The sequence below is a fragment of the Epilithonimonas hominis genome (assembly GCF_003730015.1).
GTDB classification, from domain to species: domain Bacteria; phylum Bacteroidota; class Bacteroidia; order Flavobacteriales; family Weeksellaceae; genus Epilithonimonas; species Epilithonimonas hominis.
Genome location: NZ_RJTU01000022.1, coordinates 1 through 21,306 on the forward strand (window position 1 = coordinate 1; position 21,306 = coordinate 21,306).

Here is a 21,306-nt window from a genome sequence, read left to right on the forward strand (position 1 = left end):
ATATCGAGGATTCATTTTAAATTTTTCTTCCTCATAATTCTCACCTTGGAAAATCCTTTGAACCATAATTCCGGGAATATGGATTTCGTTTGTATCATCGTCTAAATCTTGCAATTATTTTGTAATTTTAAATTCAAAGATTTCAAAAATTTATAACTTTGTTAAAAATTGGATTATGGACAACATTTTGATTACACCTAAAAATGAAAAGCAATTGCAGTTGCTCAAATTATTGCTGGAGGAAATGAAAATCAAGTTCAGATACGAAAAAAACGAAAACGAAACCACAAACTCTGAACTCGAAGATAAAATTAACGAAGCTCGAACGGAAAAAAAAGAAGGCAAACTATTGACCATTGACCCAAAAAAAATATGGGAAAGTATATAGTTCAACTTTCAAAACGAGCTTTGAAGGATTTGAAAGCCATCAAAAAATCGGGTAGAAAATTGGATATGGAAAAAGTGCAAACTTTTCTCATAGAATTGGAAAAACATCCAAGAACCGGAGCAGGCTCACCAGAACAGCTCAAATATTACGATGGAGAAGTTTGGAGCAGAGAACTCAATAAAAAAGACCGCTTTGTTTATGAAATTTTCAAAGAAGAAGTTTCTGTAACGCTCATCCAATCTTTAGGTCATTACAACGATAAATAGAAAACCGTCTCATTTAAAAATGAAACGGTTTTTATTTTTAAGCTTTCTTCCTAACAGTCCTCTGCTCAATCCTTTTCTCATAATTCTCACCTTGGAAAATCCTTTGAACCATAATTCCGGGAATGTGGATTTCGTTCGGGTCTAGTTGTCCAGGTTCTACCAATTCTTCTACTTCTGCAATAGTAATTTTTCCTGCGCCTGCCATTGGAAAATTGAAATTACGAGCCGAACCTTTGAAAATCAAATTTCCAGCGTAGTCGCCTTTCCAAGCTTTTACGATTGAGAATTCAGCGTTGTAAGCGTGTTCTAATATGTGAGGTTTTCCGTTGAAATCTTTAACTTCTTTACCTTCCGCAACCTCAGTTCCAAATCCTGCCGGCGTATAAAATGCAGGAATTCCTGCTTGTGCTGCTCTACATTTTTCAGCTAAAGTTCCTTGAGGCGTCAATTCCACTTCCAATTCTCCGGATAACATCTGACGTTCGAATTCTGCGTTTTCTCCAACATAGGAAGAAACCATTTTCTTGATTTGTTTTTTTTGTAATAATAATCCCAAACCGAAATCATCAACACCGGCATTATTCGAAATACAAGTCAGATTATTGACATTTTTCTTTACCAATTCCGCAATACAATTCTCAGGAATCCCACAAAGCCCGAATCCGCCAAGCATTATCGTCATTCCGTTTTCTATATCTTTTACTGCCTCTTCAGCATTTTTGACTCTTTTATCGATCATAAATTCAGTTTTAAACCGTTCAGATTGTTCGCTGATAAATATATAAAAACCCGACGAACCGCTCAAATAAAACTGAAACAGTTTGGGAATACACAAAAAAACCTTTCAAAACTTTAGATCAGAAAAATCCCCGGTTTTGAAAGGTAACAAACTTAAAAATATAGAAATTAGTAAGCTGCTGTAAATCTTTTCTTTACAAAATTATTTTGCTCCAGTTCATCTACCAAAGCTACAGCCACATCTTCTACGGAAAGGACACTTCTTCCGTTTTCATCAAAAACAGGATTGTCCAGCGCGGTTCTGTAACTTCCCTTTCTCACACCTGCGGTTCCAGGATGCATCTCGATTGCAGGCGAAAAAAATGTCCAATCCAGATTATCATTTTTTTTGATCTCATTCAGATAATCTCTTGCTGCCAAAGCGCCAGGTTTAATATCCGCAGGAAAATCCGGACCATCTACCAGTTGCTGATCTCCGATAAATAAACTTCCCGCACCGCCCACTGTAATCAGCCTTTTGACACCGGATTTTTCAACAGCTTTTTCAATATTTTTGGAACCATTCAGAAAGTCGTCATACAGATTCGGATTGGTCCAGCCTGGATTAAAAGTATTAATTACAGCGGTACTACCTTCGAGAATTTTTGATAATTCTTCCACATTATTCACATCGCCGCTTACTGTAGTCACATTCGTAGTCTGCTCTACTTTAGTTGTGTCTCTTGCAATGGCTATCACAGCATAACCTCTGTTGGACAATTCCTTTACCACTTGTTTTCCAACGAAGCCTGTCGCTCCGATTACTGATACTTTTTTCATTTTATTCTATTTTAAATTAATATTAATTGTAATATATTTTGTTACATTTTACTTTAAAAAATTTTATTCGAATTGATTGACAAAATCTGACAATCGCTTATTTCTCAGAAAATCATTGACTAGATCATTTGTTTCATTGAATAATACTTCAAGATTATTATTGATAGCTTTTCCCACATTGCAAACCGGATTTGGAAACTGATTTTTCTTCCCCAGAACCTCTGAATTTTTTACCGAATTATAAATATCCGATATAGCAATCTGTTCCGGTTTTCTGGAAATTCTAACCCCGCCTTCTTTTCCCTGCCTGCTTTCTACGAGTCCCATTTTTTTTAGATTAATAAGCTCTTTGCGCACAATAACAGGATTCACGTTGATGCTTCCAGCAATCCACTCAGAAGTAAGCCATTCCGATGGTTCTTTTGCCAAAAGCGTCATAATATGTATTGCTGTTGCAAATCTTGTGTTGTTCATTAGTGCAAATGTACTACTATTTTTAATTGTAATAAATTATATTACATTTTAAATTTAAATTTTAACAAATCAATAACATTCACTTGGTTTTAAATTTGATGATGAGACGTAAATTTGAAAATATGAAAAATATAATATTGGCCGCAGCTGTGACGTTAGTTTCACAGTTTTCCTTGGCTCAAAGCAAAAGCGTTGCCGCATTCACATCATTAAAAGTGTTTGATAAAATTCCGGTTCAGCTAATCCCCTCTTCGGATTACAAAGCAGAAATCTCTGGATCCAAATCAGATGATATAGAATTTGTAAATTCAGGCAACGAACTAAAAGTTAGGATGAAAACACTGCAACTGTTGCAAGGCGACGATGTAAAAGTGGTGCTTTATTATAAAAATATAAATAGCATTCAGGCTAGCCAGGGCGCTGTGATTACTTCTGCAGATAAAATAAATGCATCTAAGCTTGAGGTGACTTCCAATGAAGGCTCCCAGATTGATATTAATGTCGACACTGCTGTGTTAGAGGGGAAAGTCAATACCGGCGGAATTCTGAAACTCGCAGGAGAATCTGACTCTCAATCGGTAGTTGTAAACACAGGTGGGAAATATGACGGGCAAAATCTTAAAACATCCATTACAAGTATTACCACGAACGCTGGAGGACAAGCTTCCGTTTACGCCTCAAAATCTGTAGATGCTACTACTAGAGCCGGTGGCGTAATTGATGTATATGGAAATCCAACCACTAAAAATGATAAAAAAGTCGTAGGTGGAAAAATCAATTACCACTAAAAGTTAAAACTGATAAAACTAAAAAAGAAACCTCCGAAAATCCGGAGGTTTTTGTTATTTTCTTTTAGAAGATTCTCTGATGTAGAGTGTAGGTGCAAGCACAAGCTTCTTTTCTATGCTTATTCCGGAGGAATTATCTTTTATACTTTCCAGGAATACGTTTCCAGATATTTTCCCCATCAGCACCGGTGTCTGATCTACGGAACTGATAGAAAGTTCCATAAATTGGGTAAAAGGTTCGTTACTAAATCCTATAACACCAATGTCCTGAGGTATTTTCAGCTTTAGATTTTTGATTTCCTTACAAACGCCGAGCGCAGTAAAATCACTGGCGGAAAAAATAGCGTCTGGTTTTAACTTTCTTTTCCATATAGTTTTCATTGCATTGATGCCTTCATCTATGGAGCTTCCTGTATTGATAATATTTTCTTTTATAACAGGTAAATTATAGTCTTTCAGTGCATTAATGTAGCCATTCAAACGGTTTTGATAAATCTCAAGATTCTGATCTCCTGAGAAATGATAAATGTTTTTATAACCTTGTTGTATAAGATGTTCTGTTGCAACATAAGCGCCTCTATGGTCATCAATTGTGATGGTACTGATTCCCGGAATATCTTTCTTCCTGTCGAAGAATATGATCGGCGTATTGGTGGTAGCAATGATCTTTTTTACATAATCCATATCCGAAGTATTCCTAGAAATCGAAATAAAAATGCAATCTACCTGCGTATGGAGAAGTGTCGTAAGCTGTTTCTTTTCTATATCAGCATCATCGTGACTCTGACAGATAATTACGCGGTAACCGTGTGGCGAAAGTTCTTCTTCCAGACCACGGATAACGGATGAAAAGAAATTAGTATTGATATAAGGAACAATTACACCAACTGTTTTTGTCTCGCCACTTTTAAGCGCCTTGGCCAGATTATTCTGTTTATAGTTCATTTCCTTAGCAGTAGCCATTACTAGTGCTTTGGTCTCCTGGCTAATTCTTGGATGGTTGTTAAGCGCCCTGGAAACCGTCGCTACACTTACATTCAGCTTTTTGGAAATGTCGTATATCGTTGTGTTTTTTTTTGTCATATATCCTTTCATGAATATTGAATGTAAATATATAAATAATACCTGTGACAAGCACTTTCGCAGCAGAATTCTTTTAATTAGGCTATTAGATTGCTTTTGATTGCGTATAAAAACAACAAAAAGCCGCTTCACCGAAATGAAAACGGCTTTCTGTGTCTTAATATGAAAAAAATTATTTCCTTATCACTTTCCCGCTAATCTGCTCAGAAGAACTTTTTACCGAGTAATAATAAATTCCCGGTTTCAAAGTACTGCCATCTACTACGAAAGCAGACCAGCTGAAACAGGATGTGTTTATTCCTTGGAAACGAGGCGTATCATTATAAAATTTTGAATTTTAAGGTTTTTATTTTTAAAGAGCACTCTCTTCTGGGAACTGCTCTTTTTTATTTATGGTTCGAGGTTTTTAATAGCTTTCAGCATATCTATTCCTTTTCCTAAAATCGGTTTGAAGATGTCGCCCTTTTCTTTGAGACGGTCTAATGAATTATGAATATTGAAGTCGGTCGGTTTAAGTCCATTTTTAACTTCTTTCCATTCTAAAGGCATAGAAACCGATGCACCATTTTTCGGTCTGAGGCTGTAAACACTCGCCAGAGTCTGTCCTCTCCTATTTTGAAGGTAATCAAGATAAATTTTATTCTTATCTCTTTTTTGCAGGCTTCTTTCCAAAGTAGTTAAATCCGGTAATTTTTTCTGAACCATCTGCATCAATAAATGTCCAAAACTTTTGACCTGATCATATGAGTATTTCGCATTCATTGGAATGTAAACATGGATTCCTGAACTGCCAGAAGTTTTAGGATAACCATCTATTCCTGAAATATCCAGAATTTCCTTCACAGCCTGAGCTGTTTCTATTACATCCTCAAAAGAATTTTTTTCTGACGGATCAAGATCAAGAACAAGATAATCCGGATTGTCTGCTTTCTGGATTTTGCTAGTCCAGACATTCAGCTCAATACAACCGAGATTATTCAAATATGCCATTGTTTCCCTGTCGTTGCAGATAATATAATTGATATATTTATCACTACTTTCTGAGAAAACCTTTTGTATTTCTATCCATTCCGGTGTTTCTTCCGCAGCATCTTTTTGATAAAAGCTCATTCCGTTAATCCCGTTTGGATAGCGGTTCATCGATTGTGGTCTGTCTTTAAGATGTGGCAGAATATACTTTGAAATACTTTGGTAGAAATCAATTACATCACCTTTCGTAACGTCGACTTCCGGAAAGTAGATTTTGTTTTGATTGGTCAGTTTCAGTTCCTGCTTTCCAATTTTCTTTAATACATCATCTTTTCCAGTTCTTTTTTTAGGTTCAGCCTTTTTCATATTCTCGTTTTTAGATGAATTTTCAGAATTGAATTTTACATCATTAGAATCGATGTCATCCCGAAGCCTCAAAAAAATAGGATGTCTGTAAATATTGTCTTTTGTGAGTTCAGTAAATTTTATTTCAGCAACCAATTTTGGTTCTATCCAAGTTGCTTTGGCATTGGTTTTTGGTGTGATTTTGAACACTGAATTTTTTGTAATTAGAGGCTGCATTTTATCGTAGATATCAGAAAGTGATTTGTCGTTGAAACCGCCTCCGGTATGACCGCAGAACACCATTTCACCATTGAGATATTTCCCTAAAATCAATGCACCAAACTTTTTCCTTGAGCCTTTGGGTTCTGTAAAACCACAGATGACCGCTTCATCACTCTTGTGGATTTTGATTTTCAGCCATTCGGAGCTACGGAGATTTTCTTTGTACAGGCTGTCTGTTTTTTTAGCTACAATTCCTTCTAAACCCATATCTTTCGCTGCTTGAAAAAAATCTCTGCCTTTTTCTAAAATATGGTCACTGTACTTGATAATCTCATTTTCTATCAAGGCGTCTTTTAACAATTCCTTTCTTTGAAGATAAGATAAATTCTCTGTCGAATGACCATTGAGCCATAACAGATCGAAAACCTGAAAGGTCAGTGCAAGATTCGGATGATCACCAATCTTTTGAAGCCATTGAAAATTAGGTTTTCCTTTATCATCATAAGCAACAATCTCACCATCAAGAATCATTGGATGTTCCTGTAAATTAAGTGAATGGGCTATTTTTTTGAATTTTTGAGAAAAATCGATACCGTTTCGGGAATATAATCGGAGTTCATCTTTGCTCAGATCTGCAATGGCACGATAACCATCCCATTTGATCTCAAATGCCCAATCTTTGTCATCGAATGCTTTATCAGAGACTTTGCAAAGCATTGGCTTGATAAATTCTGACAGTTTTTTTTCACCCGATAGCGCAGTTGCATAGTTTTTATAATGCTTCAGACTTTCGGTGGAAGTATTTTTTTTTTACCTTCTTTCTCTTCGAGATAAGCGGTTACTTTGGATGTTTTCAAAGTATGCTCTTCGGCATCATAATCTTCACTAACAGCGTATTGATCTTTATGTTTGATGAGCAGCCAGGCATTTTCGTCTTTGGAATTTTTTATTTTAACCAATGCAAATTCTCCCTTAAGCTTTTTACCGTGAAGAATGAATTTCAAGGATTGTTTATGAAGTTCCGCTCTCATAATCATATCATCAGTCTTACCCTTTACTTTTTCGATGGGCTCATAAGTTCCTTCATCCCAGATTTCCACTTCACCGGCTCCATAATTTCCTTTTGGAATAGAGCCTTCAAATGTTCTATAAGAATACGGATGATCTTCTACCATCATTGCCAATCGTTTGTCAGACGAATTCAATGACGGACCTTTTGGAATTGCCCAGCTTTTTAAAGCACCTTCCATCTCCAGACGAAAGTCATAATGAAGTCTTGAAGCAGCGTGCCTTTGAATAACAAATTTCAGTTTCTTCCCACTCGCTTTTTCTTTGCCTTCCGGCTCAGAGGTTTCTTTGAAATTTCGTTTTTTATTATAATCTTCTAAAGCCATTTTAATTTTTTTTAATTATCCTGCTTTCTTTTTGCCTTTTTCCAGACTTGCTTTCAGCATTGCCATCAGGTCGGTGGCTTTACCTTCGGGTGCTTTGACTGTAGATAGTTTTATTTTTTTACCTTTTGCTTTTTGTTTGATTATTTTCAAAAGGTCTGCGTTGTAAGTATCTTTATACTTTGTAGGTTCAAAAGTCGTTGCCAAAGATTTGATTAGCTGTTCTGCCATTTTCAATTCTGCAGGTTTTGGAGTACTTCCTGCAGGAATTTTGAGGTCTTCGTAACTTCTCATCTCTTCAGGATAACGCATTCTGTTGACCATTAAAATCTTATCTTCATAAGGACGAACAAGGCAGAGAATCTCTCTTTCTCTCAGTATGAAAGAACCGATTCCTGCCATTTTGGTTTTGGTTAAAGCCTTTAATAATAATTTATAAGCACCTTCTCCATTCTTTTGAGGTTCTAGAAAATAAGGTGTTTCAAAAAGTGCAGGATCAATTTCAGCTTCTTTTACAAATTGAGAGATACTTAGAACTTTAGATTTCTCAGGACTTGCAGCTTCAAAATCTTCATCATTCAGGACGATGTATTTATCTTCGATTTTATAACCTTTTACGATATTTTCCCAAACTACTTCTTTCCCTGTTTTTTCATTCACACGTTTGAATCTGATATTACTTAAATCCTTGCTGTCAAGCATATCAAGATCAAGAGTGCTCGAATCTGTTGCCGAATATAATTTGATAGGAATATTGACGAGTCCGAATCCTATCGCGCCGTTCCAAATTGCTCGCATAATGATGATTTTAAATTAAATAAGAAATTAAATAGAACATCTTTAATTGTACAATAAATATTCCATCATTTTCTGTTAGCACATTATTTGTACCTGTTACGAAAAAGTAAAATGGAAAAACAAACTAAAAAAAAGATAAGACCCGAACAAAAACAACCGCGGCCAGGATTAGAAAAAAATATGGTTCCAATTCCTGAGACAGATCCTATTAAATATCCGAAAGAAGGAAAATTGAAAAACAAAGTGGCTCTGATCACAGGTGGTGACAGCGGAATTGGAAAAGCGACAGCTTTACTTTTCGCCAAAGAGGGTGCTGATATTGTAATTGCATATCTTAGCGAGACGAAAGATGCCAAACAGACGCAGAAAGAAGTCGAAAGCTATTCTCGGAAATGCACTTTAATCAAAGGAGATCTGGGAAAAGAAAATCACTGTAAGAAGGTTATCGAAACAGCCATAAAGAACCATAAAAAAATCGATATTATTGTAAATAATGCAGGATTACATTGGGAAGCTGAATCCATTGAAAATATATCGACAGAACAATTATTAAAAACTTTTCAAAATAACTTTTTCTCTTATTTCTGGATTACAAAATATGCAATGCCTTACCTCGAAAAAGGTGCCAGCATCATCAATACAACTTCAGTTACCGCTTACAGAGGAAGTCCTCAGTTGATTGATTACGCTTCGACAAAAGGTGCTATTGTTGCGTTTACTAGAAGTCTTTCTGCCAACCTAATTGATAAAGGAATCCGTGTGAACGCAGTTGCGCCGGGACCAATTTGGACGCCATTGATTGCTTCATCATTCGATAAAGAAAAAAACTCAGAGTTTGGAAGTGATTCGCCAATGAAACGTGCCGGAATGCCAAATGAAGTCGCACCATGCTTCCTTTTTCTGGCCACTGATGACTCCAGTTTCATTTCAGGACAGGTCTTGCATCCAAATGGCGGGGAAATTGTTAATGGATAATTATTAAATCAAAAATCAAAATATTATGTCAACAGAAAATCTTACCAATCAAGAAGCAGCAAAAAAAATCAAAGAACTATCCGAAAAAGCCAGAATTTGTATGTTTTGTACAGAGTTGGATCGATTACCTATCAACTCGAGACCAATGTCATTGCAGGAAACCGATGAAAGTGGAAATCTTTGGTTTATCAGCAGCGAAACCAGCAATAAAAATTTTGAAATCAAGGAAGACAACAGCGTTCAGTTGTATTTTATGAACAATAGCGACTCGGAGTATCTGTCGGTTTATGGAAATGCACATATCTATAAAGATAAAGCAACAATTGAGGACAAATGGTCACCAATGGCAAACGCTTGGTTTGACGGAAAAGACGACCCCAATGTTTCCATCATCCGTGTAGAACCTAAAGAAACTTATTACTGGGACACTAAAGCAGGAAAATTAATCAGCTTGTTAAGTTTCGCTGCCGCGGCAATTACCGGAAACGAAACAGATAATTCTGACGGCGTTGAAGGAACCGCAACAGTTTAAATTAAAAATTTAAATCATATAAAATCTCTGGCGACATTTTGCTGGAGATTTTCGTTTAAAATAAATTGGTCAGTTTTTTGAATAGTCTCAAAAACATCAATTTTATTATTCGTGAAACTCATCACATTCACAAACAAAGGCATTTATTGTCCGCAGGGAAAATTCTACATCGATCCGTGGCGACCTGTTGATTTGGCGGTTATAACGCACGGTCACGCCGATCACGCCCGTTGGGGAATGAAAAAATACCTTTGTCATCATTTTACAAAACCGATTTTGCACAAAAGAATCAGCGAAGATATCGAATGTCAAAGTGTGGAATATGGCGAAATCATCAATATCAATGGTGTAAAAGTTTCACTTCATCCTGCAGGTCACATTATCGGTTCGGCTCAGATTCGTTTGGAATATAAAGGGTATGTGAGCGTCGTTTCGGGAGATTATAAAGTTCAGGATGATGGACTGAGCACACCCTTCGAAGTGGTAAAATGCAATGAATTTGTAACTGAAAGTACTTTTGGACTTCCCATTTACAATTGGCTCGAAGTAGATGATTTAAACAAAAGACTTCAAAACTGGGTTTTAAGAAATAAAGAAAACCAGAAAACTTCTGTATTCATCGGATATTCTTTGGGTAAAGCTCAACGAATTATGAAAGCAGTTGAAGGCTTGGGAAAAATCCACGTTCACTACTCAATCGGAAAACTGAATGAAGCTTTTGAAAACGTCGGAATCACACTTCCCGACTACGAAATTCCTGATTTTAGGGAATCTGTAAAACATTTGCAGGATGAAATTGTCATCGTTCCACCTGCTTTACTGGACTCCAATGTCATTAAAAAAATTCCCAATCCTGCAACGGCAATTTGTTCAGGCTGGATGCAGGTTCGTGGTGCAAGACGATGGCGAAGTGCAGATGCAGGTTTCCCAATGAGCGATCACGCCGATTGGAAAGGACTTTTACAAGCCATAAAAGCAACAGAAGCTGAAATCGTACACGTTACGCACGGACAAACCGAAGTTTTCTCAAAATATTTAAACGAAATCGGGATTAAGTCTGATGTTGTTGAAACATTGTATGGCGATGATGACGAGGAGGAAAAAGAAAAGGAAATTATAAAAGATTAAGATTTTGATGACTTTTGAAAAGTTCCGTAGGAACGTCCTGTTAATAGAATTAAAAAAAACAATAACAAAGCGAAGCTCCGTAGGAGCGACCTGTTAATTACAGAATATAAAACAGCGAATCTCTCGCAGCCCGACTTGAACGGAGCTCTTTTTGTGAGGAGGAACGACGAGCAAAAAAGCGGGAGTGGAAGACGGAAAAGCTGCCTAAATAAACAATAAAAAATGAAACATTTCGCAGAACTCATCAACGCTCTCGAAAGCACCAACAAAACCAACGCAAAAATCGATGCCATCATCGATTATTTGGAACGTGCGCCAGATGAAGATAAAGTGTGGTTCATCGCCCTGTTTACGGGCAAAAGACCGAAGCGAAATGTAAACACCAATTATATGAAAGAATGGGCGTTGGAAATTACACAATTGCCTTTTTGGTTGTTTCAAGAAAGCTATTCTTCAGTCGGAGATTTGGGTGAAACTTTGTCACTCGTTCTTCCGCCACCCACCGAAAAAATCGATAAATCGCTGTCTGAATGGATGAATGAAATCATCGGTTTAAAAGAAAAATCAGACGCAGAACAAAAAGATTTTGTCTTAAATTCCTGGAACGGTTTGGATTACACGGAACGTTTGATTTTCAATAAATTATTAGGCGGAAGTTTCAGAATTGGAGTCTCAGATAAAACTTTAATTAATGCTTTAACGAAATTTTCCAATCAAGAATCGAGTGCTTTAACACATAGTTTGATGGGAAAATGGCAACCGGAAAATACGTCTTTCAAAGAATTGATTTTGGCAGAAAATATCAATCCCGACAATTCAAAACCATATCCGTTTTGTCTGGCTTATCCTTTGGAAAAAGATTTGGAAGATTTGGGAAAACCCGATGAATGGCAAATCGAATATAAATGGGACGGAATTCGTGGACAAATTATCCGTAGAAATGAAGAAGTTTTTATCTGGTCACGAGGTGAAGAATTAATTACCGAACAGTTTCCCGAAATCAAAGAAGTCGTTCAGAAGATGAAAGGAAATTTTGTTTTGGATGGAGAAATTCTAGCGGTAAAAGACAATCAGGTTTTGAATTTTAATGAATTACAGAAACGTCTCAACCGAAAAACTTTAACCAAAAAAATGCTTTCAGAAATTCCGATTCAGGTTTTTGCTTATGATTTGTTGGAATTGGAAGGAAATGATTTAAGGGAAAAAACGATTTCTGCAAGACGAGTAATGCTGGAAGAATTATTATTAAATCAGCATCCCGAAAAAATTAGACTTTCCGAGCTTATTGAATTTGAAAACTGGCAAGATTTAAATACAATTAGAGAAAATTCTAGAGAAATCAACAGTGAAGGTTTGATGCTTAAGCAGAAAAATTCTCACTACCATTCCGGACGAAAAAAAGGCGATTGGTGGAAATGGAAAATCGATCCGCTTACGATTGACGCCGTTCTCATCTACGCTCAGAAAGGAAGCGGAAGAAGAAGCGCCTACTACACCGATTACACTTTTGCCGTGAAAAATGAAGATAAATTAGTCACGATTGCCAAGGCGTATTCCGGTTTAACGGACAAAGAAATAATGGAAGTCAGCAAGTTTGTCAACAAAAATGCGATTGAAAAATTTGGTCCCGTCCGAACCGTAAAACCCGAATTGGTTTTTGAGATTGCCTTCGAAGGAATTGGTTTCAGTAATCGTCACAAAAGTGGTGTGGCTTTGCGTTTCCCAAGAATTGTAAGATGGAGAAAAGATAAAAAAGTGGATGAAATTGATGATTTGGAAGAGATTAAGAAATTGATACAGTAATTTTTTTCTATTTGAGAATTAATTGAGAAAGAATTTCTTTTAAATTTAAATGACTAGCATCTTGAATTTTTTTTGAATGTTCAGAAACCAAATCTATCCAATCAAAAATTTTCTTTTTATCGTTCGTTTTTACTTCCCAATATTCTGAAAGCTCGCTTGCGGAAGTTTGCAAAATTGTTTCAACAATTTCAGGAATTGCATTCAGTAAGTTTAGAAAAATACGTGGCACATTCTTATACGTTTTATCCTTAATCGATAAATCAACTTTTCCTCCAGCAGTATATAAATCTCGAACATTTGGACATACCACTGCTTCACCAGTAACTAACCATATTGCAACACGACCAAATTTATCATTACTGTTTCCAAAAAGCTCTGGAAAGTAAATCATTGAACGAATTTTTAGTTTTTGCTTTTCAGTTGTAGTTAAATTATTCCAAATTCTGATTACGATGTTACTTGCTTTATTAGTATTTTCAGCATCCATCCACCACAATTCTTCACCTGGTTTTAGTTTGCTTTTATAATAATGAACAATAGGGCGTATTGGATTATCTTTTTTTCGAAGAGTATTGTAAGGCATATTTATTTTATCAAAAATAGTTTTACCTTTTTCTAGATTCATATCAATCAGATATCTTGGTGAATGAGTGACAACAACCTCAGATAATACTTCTTCATAAGGGCGACAACGAAACTCAATCGGACTTGCAAGTTTTGCGAATAACATAAAAATTCTTTCAATATTATCAACACGTGTACTTTCCAAAACACTATTACCTGTCGTTTTCCAATGATTTTGAGTTGTAGTTTTTACTTCAATACCGTAAAATTTTTTAGCAATTATATCAGGAAATTTTTGTCCTCCAATCAATTCTATTGAATCTTCGAATGGAGTTCCGACTGCTAATTCAGACATCAAATCTTTAACATATGGTTCAAGATTTCTTCCTAGTAATTTTTGTATTTCTTTTGTAGGATTTTGACCGTGAAGATTTAACTCTTCCGTAGTTCTACTTAGTAAAGAATCAAATTCACTTCTATTCGGCTCTGAATTAACTGAAACAACCATCTTAATTTTTAAAATATAAATCCCATAACTCTTCAATTCTACGAGCTAAATTGTACGCAAGAAGAGGTGGAACTGCATTACCTATAATTTTATATGCTTGAGAAGGACTTACTAAATATGAGCCTTTTCGACCATTTTTATTTTCAATGACAAAATCATAATCAGGAGGAAAAGTTTGAATCAAAGCGCATTCTCTTACAGTTAATCTTCTTTCTTTAAGTCCTTTCTGTAATTCACTTTCAATTTGTCCGTTATTTTCTTTAGACAGACGTCTGAATTCTATATTTCCGTGATGTTCTGCTCTGATTGTTGGTGATATACTGGATAGTTTAATCTCAGTTTGTCCCTGACAATGCTTACCCATAAATTTAGCTTTTGAATAAGATTTTTGGGATAAATCATTTGAATTTTCGGGCTCTTGCAAATTCTTAAAAACATTTTTTAATTGTACGAAATGTTTTAAATCAACGCCCGTATCAGTAAACGAATGAGTTGGTTTTGGATAAGGATTATATCTATCTGGAATATTATTTTGTTCTAGCTGTTCAATTATTCCTTCTCTAAGTGCTGATTTCTTGATTCCAATAAAAATCACACGTTCTCTAGATTGAGGAACGCCATAGTCTGCTGAGTGTAAAACTTGTGGGTCCAAAACAATATATCCATTTCCATTAGCCGAAGAAAAATCACTTTGAATAATTTCTTTAACATTATCAAGATTAACTAAACCTTTAACATTTTCAGCAATAAAAATTTTTGGTTGAGTAATTTCAATAACTTCTTTCATCCACATATAAAGTTGACCTCTCGTTTCAATAGAAGCTGTTTTGTCATCAATTAATTCACCTTTATGATTTTTATGAGAATTAAATCCATTTCTTTTCCCAGATAAACTAAAATCTTGGCAAGGAAATCCACCGGTAACAATATCAACTTCATCTGGAAAAATGGAAATCCCATTTTTATGCATTTTTACTAAATCCACGATACTATCTTGGTAAAAGTCTTCTGCATTATTGCCTCTTTTAGAAAAATAGTTGACCCAAGCATTTCTAGCGTCTGATAAAATATCATTAGCAAAAACAGTTTTAAATTTTGTTTTTTTTAATTCAACAAATCCATTTTTTAATTTTCTACTAATGAAATCCGGCGATAAAACTTCGTTTACAGATTCTTGTAATACAGAAAAACCTCCTTCAAATCCTAAATCCATTCCTCCACAACCGGAAAATAATGAAAGTACATTTAAAGTATCATTCTTCTTTCGTGACTTTACATCTTGATAGTATAAGAATTCCAATTGTGGTTCTTTAACTACACTTACTTCTTTTTTTAGATTATCAACCCGCATAGTATAAACATCACAATTTTTAAAGTTAAATTTTCAATATTCAAATATATTAAATGATATATAATAGTACAATTTTATTTTGAAATTGGTTAAAAATTTGATAATGTAAAGATGTAAGAACTAAATATAATTTGAGCAACTTCGAAAATACCAACGGCTTTAAAATCATTCAAAACTGGATGATGGAAAAATCGATTTCGCCTTTTAAATTTCAGGTACAGACTTGGCAGAAATTTGGGAGCGGTTACAGCGGAATGGTGGTTGCTCCAACCGGTTTTGGGAAAACATTTTCTGTTTTTTTAGCTTTAATTTCCGATTTTCTCAATCATCCTGAAAATTACAAAATCGGACTGAAAATGATTTGGATTACGCCACTTCGTTCGCTTTCAAAAGATATCGCCAAAGCAATGCAGGAAGCGATTGATGAAATCGGCTTGGATTGGACAGTCGGAGTTCGAAATGGCGATACAGACCCAAAAGTCCGACAACAGCAAGTTAAAAATATGCCCGAAATTCTCGTGGCTACTCCCGAAAGTTTACAATTATTATTAGGTCAAAAAAATCATCAGCGTTTTTTTACGAATTTACAGACGATTGTTGTAGATGAATGGCACGAGTTATTAGGTTCGAAACGTGGAGTTTTGGTTGAACTGGGGATTTCGCAATTGAGAAATTATGTTCCAAAACTTAAAATTTGGGGAATCACGGCAACCATCGGAAATCTGGATGAAGCGATGGAAGTTTTAATTCCATATCCAATTAAAAAGACAAAAGTTACCGCCAAAGAACATAAAAAAATTGAGATTCTCCCTGTTTTCCCTGATGAAGTTGAAATTTTGCCTTGGGCAGGACATCTCGGACAGAAATTGGCAGATAAAGTGGTTCCGATTATTTTACAATCAAAATCGACGATTGTTTTTACCAATACGAGAAGCCAGAGTGAAATGTGGTATCAGCTTTTGCTGAATGTTTATCCTGATTTTGCGGGACAAATTGCTATTCATCACAGTTCGATAGATTCAGAATTGAGAAACTGGATTGAAGAAAACCTAAGTTCAGGAAAACTCAAAGCAGTAGTTTCAACATCTTCTTTAGATTTGGGAATTGACTTTAAACCTGTTGATACGGTGATTCAAATCGGTTCTGCAAAAGGTGTTGCGAGGTTTTTACAACGTGCAGGGCGAAGCGGCCACTCCCCTTTCGAAACTTCGAAAATCTATTGTGTTCCGACGCATTCTTTAGAATTAATAGAAGTTTCTGCCTTAAAAGAGGCCGTCAAGCAGAATGTGATTGAACCTCGTGAACCACAAGTTTTATGTTTTGATGTTTTGGTTCAGTTTCTGATGACTTTGGCGATTGGCGACGGATTTTATCCTGAAGAAACTTATGAAAGAATCAAGCAAGTCTATACTTTTCAGGAAATTACGGATGCAGAATGGAAATCAATTATCGAGTTTTTGACGATTGGCGGAAGTGCATTGAAAAGTTACGAAGAATATCATAAAGTGGTCGTGATGGAAGACGGTTTGCACAAAGTGACTTCGCGAAGAATTGCGATGCTCCACCGAATGAATATGGGTGCAATTGTGAGCGATGCGATGCTGAAAGTGAAATTCATTTCCGGCGGATATATCGGGATGGTTGAGGAATATTTTATATCAAGATTGAAGAAAGAAGAGAGATTTATTTTGGCGGGAAGAGTTCTGGAAGTCGCTATGATAAAGGATATGACGGTTTTCGTTCGGGCTTCAAAAGGAAAAGCACAGGCTCCAAGTTATTTGGGCGGAAGATTGCCACTGAGTTCTAATCTTGGTCAGTTTTTACGTGAAAAATTGTCGATTGCGCTCAATCCAAAAGCTTCAGAGAAAGAATTAAAATTTTTGCATCCGCTTTTAATCAATCAGGAAGAGCGGTCGCATATCCCGAAAGATGATGAATTTTTGGTGGAAATGATTAAAAACCGTGAAGGGTATCATTTATTTATGTATCCGTTTGAAGGTCGTTTGGTTCACGAAGTGATGGCTGCTTTGATTGCTTTCAGAATTTCAAAACTGGCTCCGATTTCGTTTTCAATGGCTATGAATGATTATGGTTTTGAATTATTCAGTGACAAAGAAATTCCTCTGAATGAAGAAAATTTAGGCAAAATTTTAACACGCGAAAATCTGATGAACGATGTCATTTCCAGTATTAATGCAGCAGAAATGGCGAGAAGAAAATTCCGCGATATTGCGGTGATTTCCGGAATGGTGGTGCAGAATTTTCCCGGACAACAGCGTTCTAATAAATCTCTTCAAAGTTCGGCAGGTTTGATTTTTAAAGTTTTGGAAGACCACGATCCGAATCATTTTTTGGTGAGACAGGCTTATACAGAAGTTTTCAATATGCAGTTGCAGGAACAAAGATTGGTAGAAGCTTTCAAAAGAATTGAAAAATCGAAAATTATTTTGAAATTCGCTAATTCTTTTACTCCATTAAGTTTCCCTATAAAGGTTGACAGTTTGAGGCAGACTTTGACGAGCGAAGATTTGGATGCGAGAATTCAGAAGTTGATTCAACAGGCTAAGAAATTGAAGTAATTAAATGAAAATAGTAACAAAAAATATCAATATCCAAAACGAAGTTTTTACTTTAACCAATCAGCGAGCATTGTTTTGGAAAAAAGAAAAAGCTTTGATTCTGTCCGATTTACACATCGGAAAAACGGCTCATTTTCGCAAAAATGGAATCGCCCTTTCCGACCAGGTTTTCGAAAACGATTTGCAAAGATTATCTGTTCTCATCGAATATTTTAAACCAGAAAAGTTTCTCGTAGTTGGCGATTTGCTTCACGCAGGAGACAATTCAGGTGTTGATAAATTCTGCGAATGGAAAAACCAATTCCCCAATCTTGAATTTCATTTGATAGAAGGTAACCACGATAGAATATCAAAAAAATTAGAGTCCAAACTTTGTTTAAATTTCAGAGATGAAATCTTGGAGATTGATAATTTTATTTTCGTTCACGATTTTCAGAAAAAAAATGAAAAATTTCAGATTACAGGTCATATTCATCCGGGATTTGTTATCAATTCATCAGTGAAAAATATTAAACTACCTTGTTTTGTTGTTTCTGAGAATCAGTTGTTACTTCCTGCTTTCAGTGAGTTTACAGGTTTAGATACAAAAAATCTCCCTAAAAAAGGGAAATTGTATGTATTTACGGATGCTGAGATTTATGAGATTTAGCTTTTCTTTTTGAACATCATACAGCAAATCAACAATGTGATATTAACCAAAACTGAAAAACTATTGGATAAAATAATTGGCAATTCGTTTTGTAAGATTCCGTACCAAACCCAAAGTGATAATCCTGTAATCAAGACCAAAAGCATTGCTACTGAAATGTCTTCTGCATTTTTTTCCGTGATAACTTTGATGAGTTGTGGTATCATCGCAATAGATGTAATCCCACCGGCAATTAGACCAAGTACTTCTTTATCCATTAATAATTATTTTTTCTTGTTATGAAAGATGCTTTATATGCTTCATCTCGTAATTTTTGAATCCTTCCTACGGGCTGTAATTCTTCAATATTTTCAAAAGGGTTGAATGATAAACCTTCCACCCACTTATTACTTTTATCAATTACTTCAGAAATTTTAATTGTTCCAATCGATACAAAGTCAGAATTTTTCCACATTTTATTCAATTGATTGACGGGTTGTTTTTCCAAATTATAACAATACTGGACCATCAATTCCAATTCATAATTATTATCTTTTAAATAGTTTTCGATAGCGTGGTCAATACGTCTTTCATCAAATTTCGTACAAGTATTTTTAGGAACTAATTTTAATTTAACTAAATCGTTTCCCAATCTATATACACCAATGGAATGATAATCAAAAGACAAAATAAAATGCTTTCTTTTTCTCAGAAATTTCAAAACTTCAGCCATAAAAGAAGGATGAAATACATCTGGTAAAACCAAAAGAAAATTCTTCATTATCCTTATTAGATTCCAGAATTTTTGCAAAATGTTTCCGGCAAAAAACCTGTTAATTGAAATGAAAATTTTAAGAAATTGAGAAACATTATTAATCGGAAACAGGGGGAAATTCACCAGAGGGAAATTAGCAATTGTCTGCTTTTCATCAGAAATTTTAACCGAAAATCCATAAGCTGGAATTGTTCTTTCCTGAGAAACCAATTTCATATGTGCATTGGAAATCCTAATCAAACAATCTAATTTTTGTTTTGGAAAAATATGATATTTTTCTAAGTTTTCATTTGCAAAAAAAGTTCCTTTTAATGTTGAGTAAGCTGTAACGTGCGCATCTCTGGTTTTGTGACTTACATTATTAATTTTGTCCGATTTTGAAACAAAATGTTTAATTGCTGTACATGCTTTTTCCAGAAGCTTAAACTCTTTTGAAGTAAGGGAATCTAAGTCCGAGGTATATTTTATTTTGGAAGCCATACCGTTGTCCAAACTAAAATGAAGCCAAAAAAAAAGCTCCGAAAGGAGCTCAAGATATTTTGATTAAAATATGATTACTTGATTAAAGTAATATTGACAGCAGAAAAACCTTTTGGTGATTTTTCCTTTTCAAAAGAAACTCTGTTTCCTTTTTTCAAAGGCTGGTCTGCATTATTTCCGTGAAAAAACACATTCTCTTTATTGTTATCTTCTGTGATAAAACCATAGCCTTTATCACTTAAAAAAGTAACAATCCCCTTTTTCAATGTTTCTTCCGCTTCGATAGGCGCTGCACCCAATTGGATATTATTGATATCCACCTCTATCCTTTCTTCAGGCGGTGTAGATGTAAGCCTTCCGTAAGCATCGACATACATAAATTCTACTTCTTTTCCTTTGTCGTTATTAGTTTTACGCTCTTCACGACGCTGTGCTTTTTCTTTTTGCTTTTGTAGTTTTTTCTTAAAATTTTCTTTTTTTGAGAAAGAATCTGCCATAAATTATTGCTTGTTGTTTTAAATTATTTTAATGATGAATCAAAAGAAACGGAAATCTCCGAGAGATAGTTGTCCGAAATCAATTGTTATAAGATAAAATAGTCTGTCTGTATTGCTATCAGGAGTTAAAAAATAAAACTTGAATCAGTTTGAGAATACAAATGAGAAAATTGTACCAGCAAGAGCAGAGGACTGTTTATAAATTATAATGCAAATATACAAAAAATTATGAAAAATTTAAAATGATTAATAAATCATTTGCATTGGGACTATCTATATATATTAAAAATTATTGAAAATCCATTCCGTAAAAAACCGTAATTTTTATATTTTAGCATAATGAAAAATCTACTTTATATTTTTCTTGGAGGCGGAACGGGAAGCATATTACGCTTTCTGATTTCTACTTACACGCAAAAACTTTGGAATGTCAATGCCTTTCCCATAGGAACTTTTTTAGTCAATATATCGGGCTGTTTTCTAATTGGATGTTTATCTGCCTACTTCTTGAAAATTGATAATTCTCTAAAATATTTATTAATAACGGGACTTTGTGGTGGTTATACAACGTTTTCGACTTTTTCAGCTGAGAATTTTTCTTTGTATGAGAATTCCAATTACAGCATGCTGATTTTTTATAGTCTTTTTAGTCTTTTTATAGGGATATTGATGGTTTTTCTGGGATTTCAGGTTGTTAAAAATTAATTTTTCCTTTTGATAATTAGACATTTAATGATTTTTTATAAAAATTATTTGCTAGGAACGCAAAAGCTTTCTATATTTGCACCACTGAAAACGAGAGATCGTAGCAAGTAAGGAGAGTTGGCAGAGTGGTCGATTGCGGCAGTCTTGAAAACTGTTGACTGTAACAGGTCCGGGGGTTCGAATCCCTCACTCTCCGCAAAAAAGCCTATAAACAGCGTGTTTATAGGCTTTTTAATTTTTGGGTGCTAATCTAGGTGCTAAATATTAAAATATCATCTTAATTTAATTTTTAGAAGTATTTTTCAGTTTGATTCAATTCGTGTATCAATAAGACGGTAATCAATTTTATTTTATCGGTTTTAAAAGAATCAGGTAGAAGCTTTAAATGAAATCAAAAGATTAAACAAAGATTTGCTTAAATCTAAAGATGAACAAATTAAAACTCTTGAAAATCTAGTAAAAAAATAAGTAAACTCGGGATAATTAGTCGTTCCTTAACA

At 34.9% G+C, this 21,306-nt stretch carries 22 protein-coding genes and 1 tRNA gene; 11 read left to right on the forward strand and 12 right to left on the reverse strand.

Features of this window, described 5'->3' with window-relative positions:
* The first annotated feature begins 175 nt into the window (after window positions 1-175).
* Window positions 176-388, forward strand: coding sequence for a DUF2683 family protein (locus EGH73_RS03405; protein ID WP_123280702.1), 213 nt, complete (start codon window positions 176-178; stop codon window positions 386-388).
* A complete protein-coding gene (locus tag EGH73_RS03410) occupies window positions 373-654 on the forward strand; it encodes a Txe/YoeB family addiction module toxin (protein ID WP_123280703.1) in 282 nt (93 codons plus the stop codon). The genes EGH73_RS03405 and EGH73_RS03410 overlap by 16 nt, the downstream gene beginning before the upstream one ends.
* A 37-nt stretch (window positions 655-691) precedes the next feature.
* On the opposite strand, the gene EGH73_RS03415 is transcribed toward EGH73_RS03410, so the two are convergent.
* The 3 genes from EGH73_RS03415 to EGH73_RS03425 form a co-directional block, all read right to left on the reverse strand.
* Window positions 692-1,393, reverse strand: coding sequence for a CoA transferase subunit A (locus tag EGH73_RS03415; protein WP_123280718.1), 702 nt, complete (start codon window positions 1,391-1,393; stop codon window positions 692-694).
* Window positions 1,394-1,560: 167 nt separating this feature from the next.
* Window positions 1,561-2,211, reverse strand: coding sequence for an NAD(P)-dependent oxidoreductase (locus EGH73_RS03420; protein ID WP_123280704.1), 651 nt, complete (start codon window positions 2,209-2,211; stop codon window positions 1,561-1,563).
* A 63-nt stretch (window positions 2,212-2,274) separates the two neighbouring features.
* Entirely contained in the window at window positions 2,275-2,685 is a 411-nt protein-coding gene (locus tag EGH73_RS03425) for an Rrf2 family transcriptional regulator (protein WP_123280705.1), read from the reverse strand.
* Window positions 2,686-2,807: 122 nt separating this feature from the next.
* Here EGH73_RS03425 and EGH73_RS03430 point away from each other — a divergent pair, with 122 nt between their 5' ends.
* On the forward strand, window positions 2,808-3,473 hold the full coding sequence (locus EGH73_RS03430) for a head GIN domain-containing protein (protein ID WP_089770875.1): 666 nt from the start codon (window positions 2,808-2,810) through the stop codon (window positions 3,471-3,473).
* Window positions 3,474-3,527: 54 nt separating this feature from the next.
* On the opposite strand, the gene EGH73_RS03435 is transcribed toward EGH73_RS03430, so the two are convergent.
* The 4 genes from EGH73_RS03435 to ku all read right to left on the reverse strand — a co-directional run bounded on the left by EGH73_RS03435 (window position 3,528) and on the right by ku (window position 8,281).
* Entirely contained in the window at window positions 3,528-4,556 is a 1,029-nt protein-coding gene (locus tag EGH73_RS03435) for a LacI family DNA-binding transcriptional regulator (RefSeq protein ID WP_123280719.1), read from the reverse strand.
* A 390-nt stretch (window positions 4,557-4,946) separates the two neighbouring features.
* Window positions 4,947-6,809 (reverse strand): DNA ligase D, encoded by a 1,863-nt coding sequence (ligD, locus tag EGH73_RS03440; RefSeq protein WP_123280706.1) that lies wholly within the window; start codon window positions 6,807-6,809, stop codon window positions 4,947-4,949.
* Between the two features lie 65 nt (window positions 6,810-6,874).
* Complete coding sequence (locus EGH73_RS03445) at window positions 6,875-7,486, reverse strand: DNA polymerase ligase N-terminal domain-containing protein (RefSeq protein ID WP_123280707.1); 612 nt, start codon at window positions 7,484-7,486, stop codon at window positions 6,875-6,877.
* Window positions 7,487-7,501: 15 nt separating this feature from the next.
* Complete coding sequence (gene ku, locus EGH73_RS03450) at window positions 7,502-8,281, reverse strand: non-homologous end joining protein Ku (protein WP_123280708.1); 780 nt, start codon at window positions 8,279-8,281, stop codon at window positions 7,502-7,504.
* Between the two features lie 111 nt (window positions 8,282-8,392).
* On the opposite strand from ku, the gene EGH73_RS03455 reads away from it, so the two are divergent.
* The 4 genes from EGH73_RS03455 to EGH73_RS03470 all read left to right on the forward strand — a co-directional run bounded on the left by EGH73_RS03455 (window position 8,393) and on the right by EGH73_RS03470 (window position 12,719).
* Entirely contained in the window at window positions 8,393-9,256 is an 864-nt protein-coding gene (locus tag EGH73_RS03455; protein WP_123280709.1) for an SDR family oxidoreductase, read from the forward strand.
* 25 nt (window positions 9,257-9,281) lie between these two features.
* Window positions 9,282-9,788: a pyridoxamine 5'-phosphate oxidase family protein gene (locus EGH73_RS03460; protein WP_123280710.1), complete on the forward strand. Its 507-nt coding sequence runs from the start codon at window positions 9,282-9,284 to the stop codon at window positions 9,786-9,788.
* Window positions 9,789-9,899: 111 nt separating this feature from the next.
* Entirely contained in the window at window positions 9,900-10,916 is a 1,017-nt protein-coding gene (locus EGH73_RS03465; protein ID WP_123280711.1) for a ligase-associated DNA damage response exonuclease, read from the forward strand.
* A gap of 222 nt (window positions 10,917-11,138) precedes the next feature.
* A complete protein-coding gene (locus EGH73_RS03470) occupies window positions 11,139-12,719 on the forward strand; it encodes an ATP-dependent DNA ligase (protein WP_123280712.1) in 1,581 nt (526 codons plus the stop codon).
* 7 nt (window positions 12,720-12,726) lie between these two features.
* On the opposite strand, the gene EGH73_RS03475 is transcribed toward EGH73_RS03470, so the two are convergent.
* Window positions 12,727-13,791, reverse strand: coding sequence for a hypothetical protein (locus EGH73_RS03475; protein ID WP_123280720.1), 1,065 nt, complete (start codon window positions 13,789-13,791; stop codon window positions 12,727-12,729).
* A gap of 1 nt (window position 13,792) precedes the next feature.
* The gene (locus EGH73_RS03480) at window positions 13,793-15,142 is read right to left on the reverse strand and encodes a DNA cytosine methyltransferase (RefSeq protein WP_123280713.1); all 1,350 of its coding nucleotides are present in this window, start codon (window positions 15,140-15,142) and stop codon (window positions 13,793-13,795) included.
* Window positions 15,143-15,273: 131 nt separating this feature from the next.
* Between EGH73_RS03480 and EGH73_RS03485 the strand changes: the two genes are divergently transcribed.
* Together EGH73_RS03485 and pdeM are read left to right on the forward strand one after the other, a co-directional pair.
* Entirely contained in the window at window positions 15,274-17,721 is a 2,448-nt protein-coding gene (locus EGH73_RS03485; protein ID WP_123280714.1) for a ligase-associated DNA damage response DEXH box helicase, read from the forward strand.
* Window positions 17,722-17,725: 4 nt separating this feature from the next.
* Window positions 17,726-18,370 carry a ligase-associated DNA damage response endonuclease PdeM gene (gene pdeM / locus EGH73_RS03490; protein WP_123280715.1) on the forward strand — a complete coding sequence of 215 codons (645 nt, stop codon included), beginning with the start codon at window positions 17,726-17,728 and terminating at the stop codon, window positions 18,368-18,370.
* Here the strand turns inward: pdeM and EGH73_RS03495 are convergent.
* From EGH73_RS03495 to EGH73_RS03505, 3 genes are all read right to left on the reverse strand, one after another.
* A complete protein-coding gene (locus EGH73_RS03495) occupies window positions 18,367-18,627 on the reverse strand; it encodes a SemiSWEET transporter (protein WP_123280716.1) in 261 nt (86 codons plus the stop codon). The genes pdeM and EGH73_RS03495 overlap by 4 nt on opposite strands.
* Window positions 18,627-19,604 (reverse strand): catalase family protein, encoded by a 978-nt coding sequence (locus EGH73_RS03500; RefSeq protein WP_123280717.1) that lies wholly within the window; start codon window positions 19,602-19,604, stop codon window positions 18,627-18,629. Before EGH73_RS03500 ends, EGH73_RS03495 begins: the two co-directional genes overlap by 1 nt.
* Window positions 19,605-19,678: 74 nt before the next feature.
* Window positions 19,679-20,101: a cold-shock protein gene (locus tag EGH73_RS03505; RefSeq protein ID WP_089770887.1), complete on the reverse strand. Its 423-nt coding sequence runs from the start codon at window positions 20,099-20,101 to the stop codon at window positions 19,679-19,681.
* A 339-nt stretch (window positions 20,102-20,440) separates the two neighbouring features.
* On the opposite strand from EGH73_RS03505, the gene crcB reads away from it, so the two are divergent.
* Both crcB and EGH73_RS03515 read left to right on the forward strand, forming a co-directional pair.
* Window positions 20,441-20,806: a fluoride efflux transporter CrcB gene (crcB, locus tag EGH73_RS03510; protein WP_089770888.1), complete on the forward strand. Its 366-nt coding sequence runs from the start codon at window positions 20,441-20,443 to the stop codon at window positions 20,804-20,806.
* Between the two features lie 111 nt (window positions 20,807-20,917).
* Window positions 20,918-21,002 (forward strand) — tRNA-Ser (locus tag EGH73_RS03515).
* The last annotated feature ends 304 nt before the right edge of the window (window positions 21,003-21,306 follow it).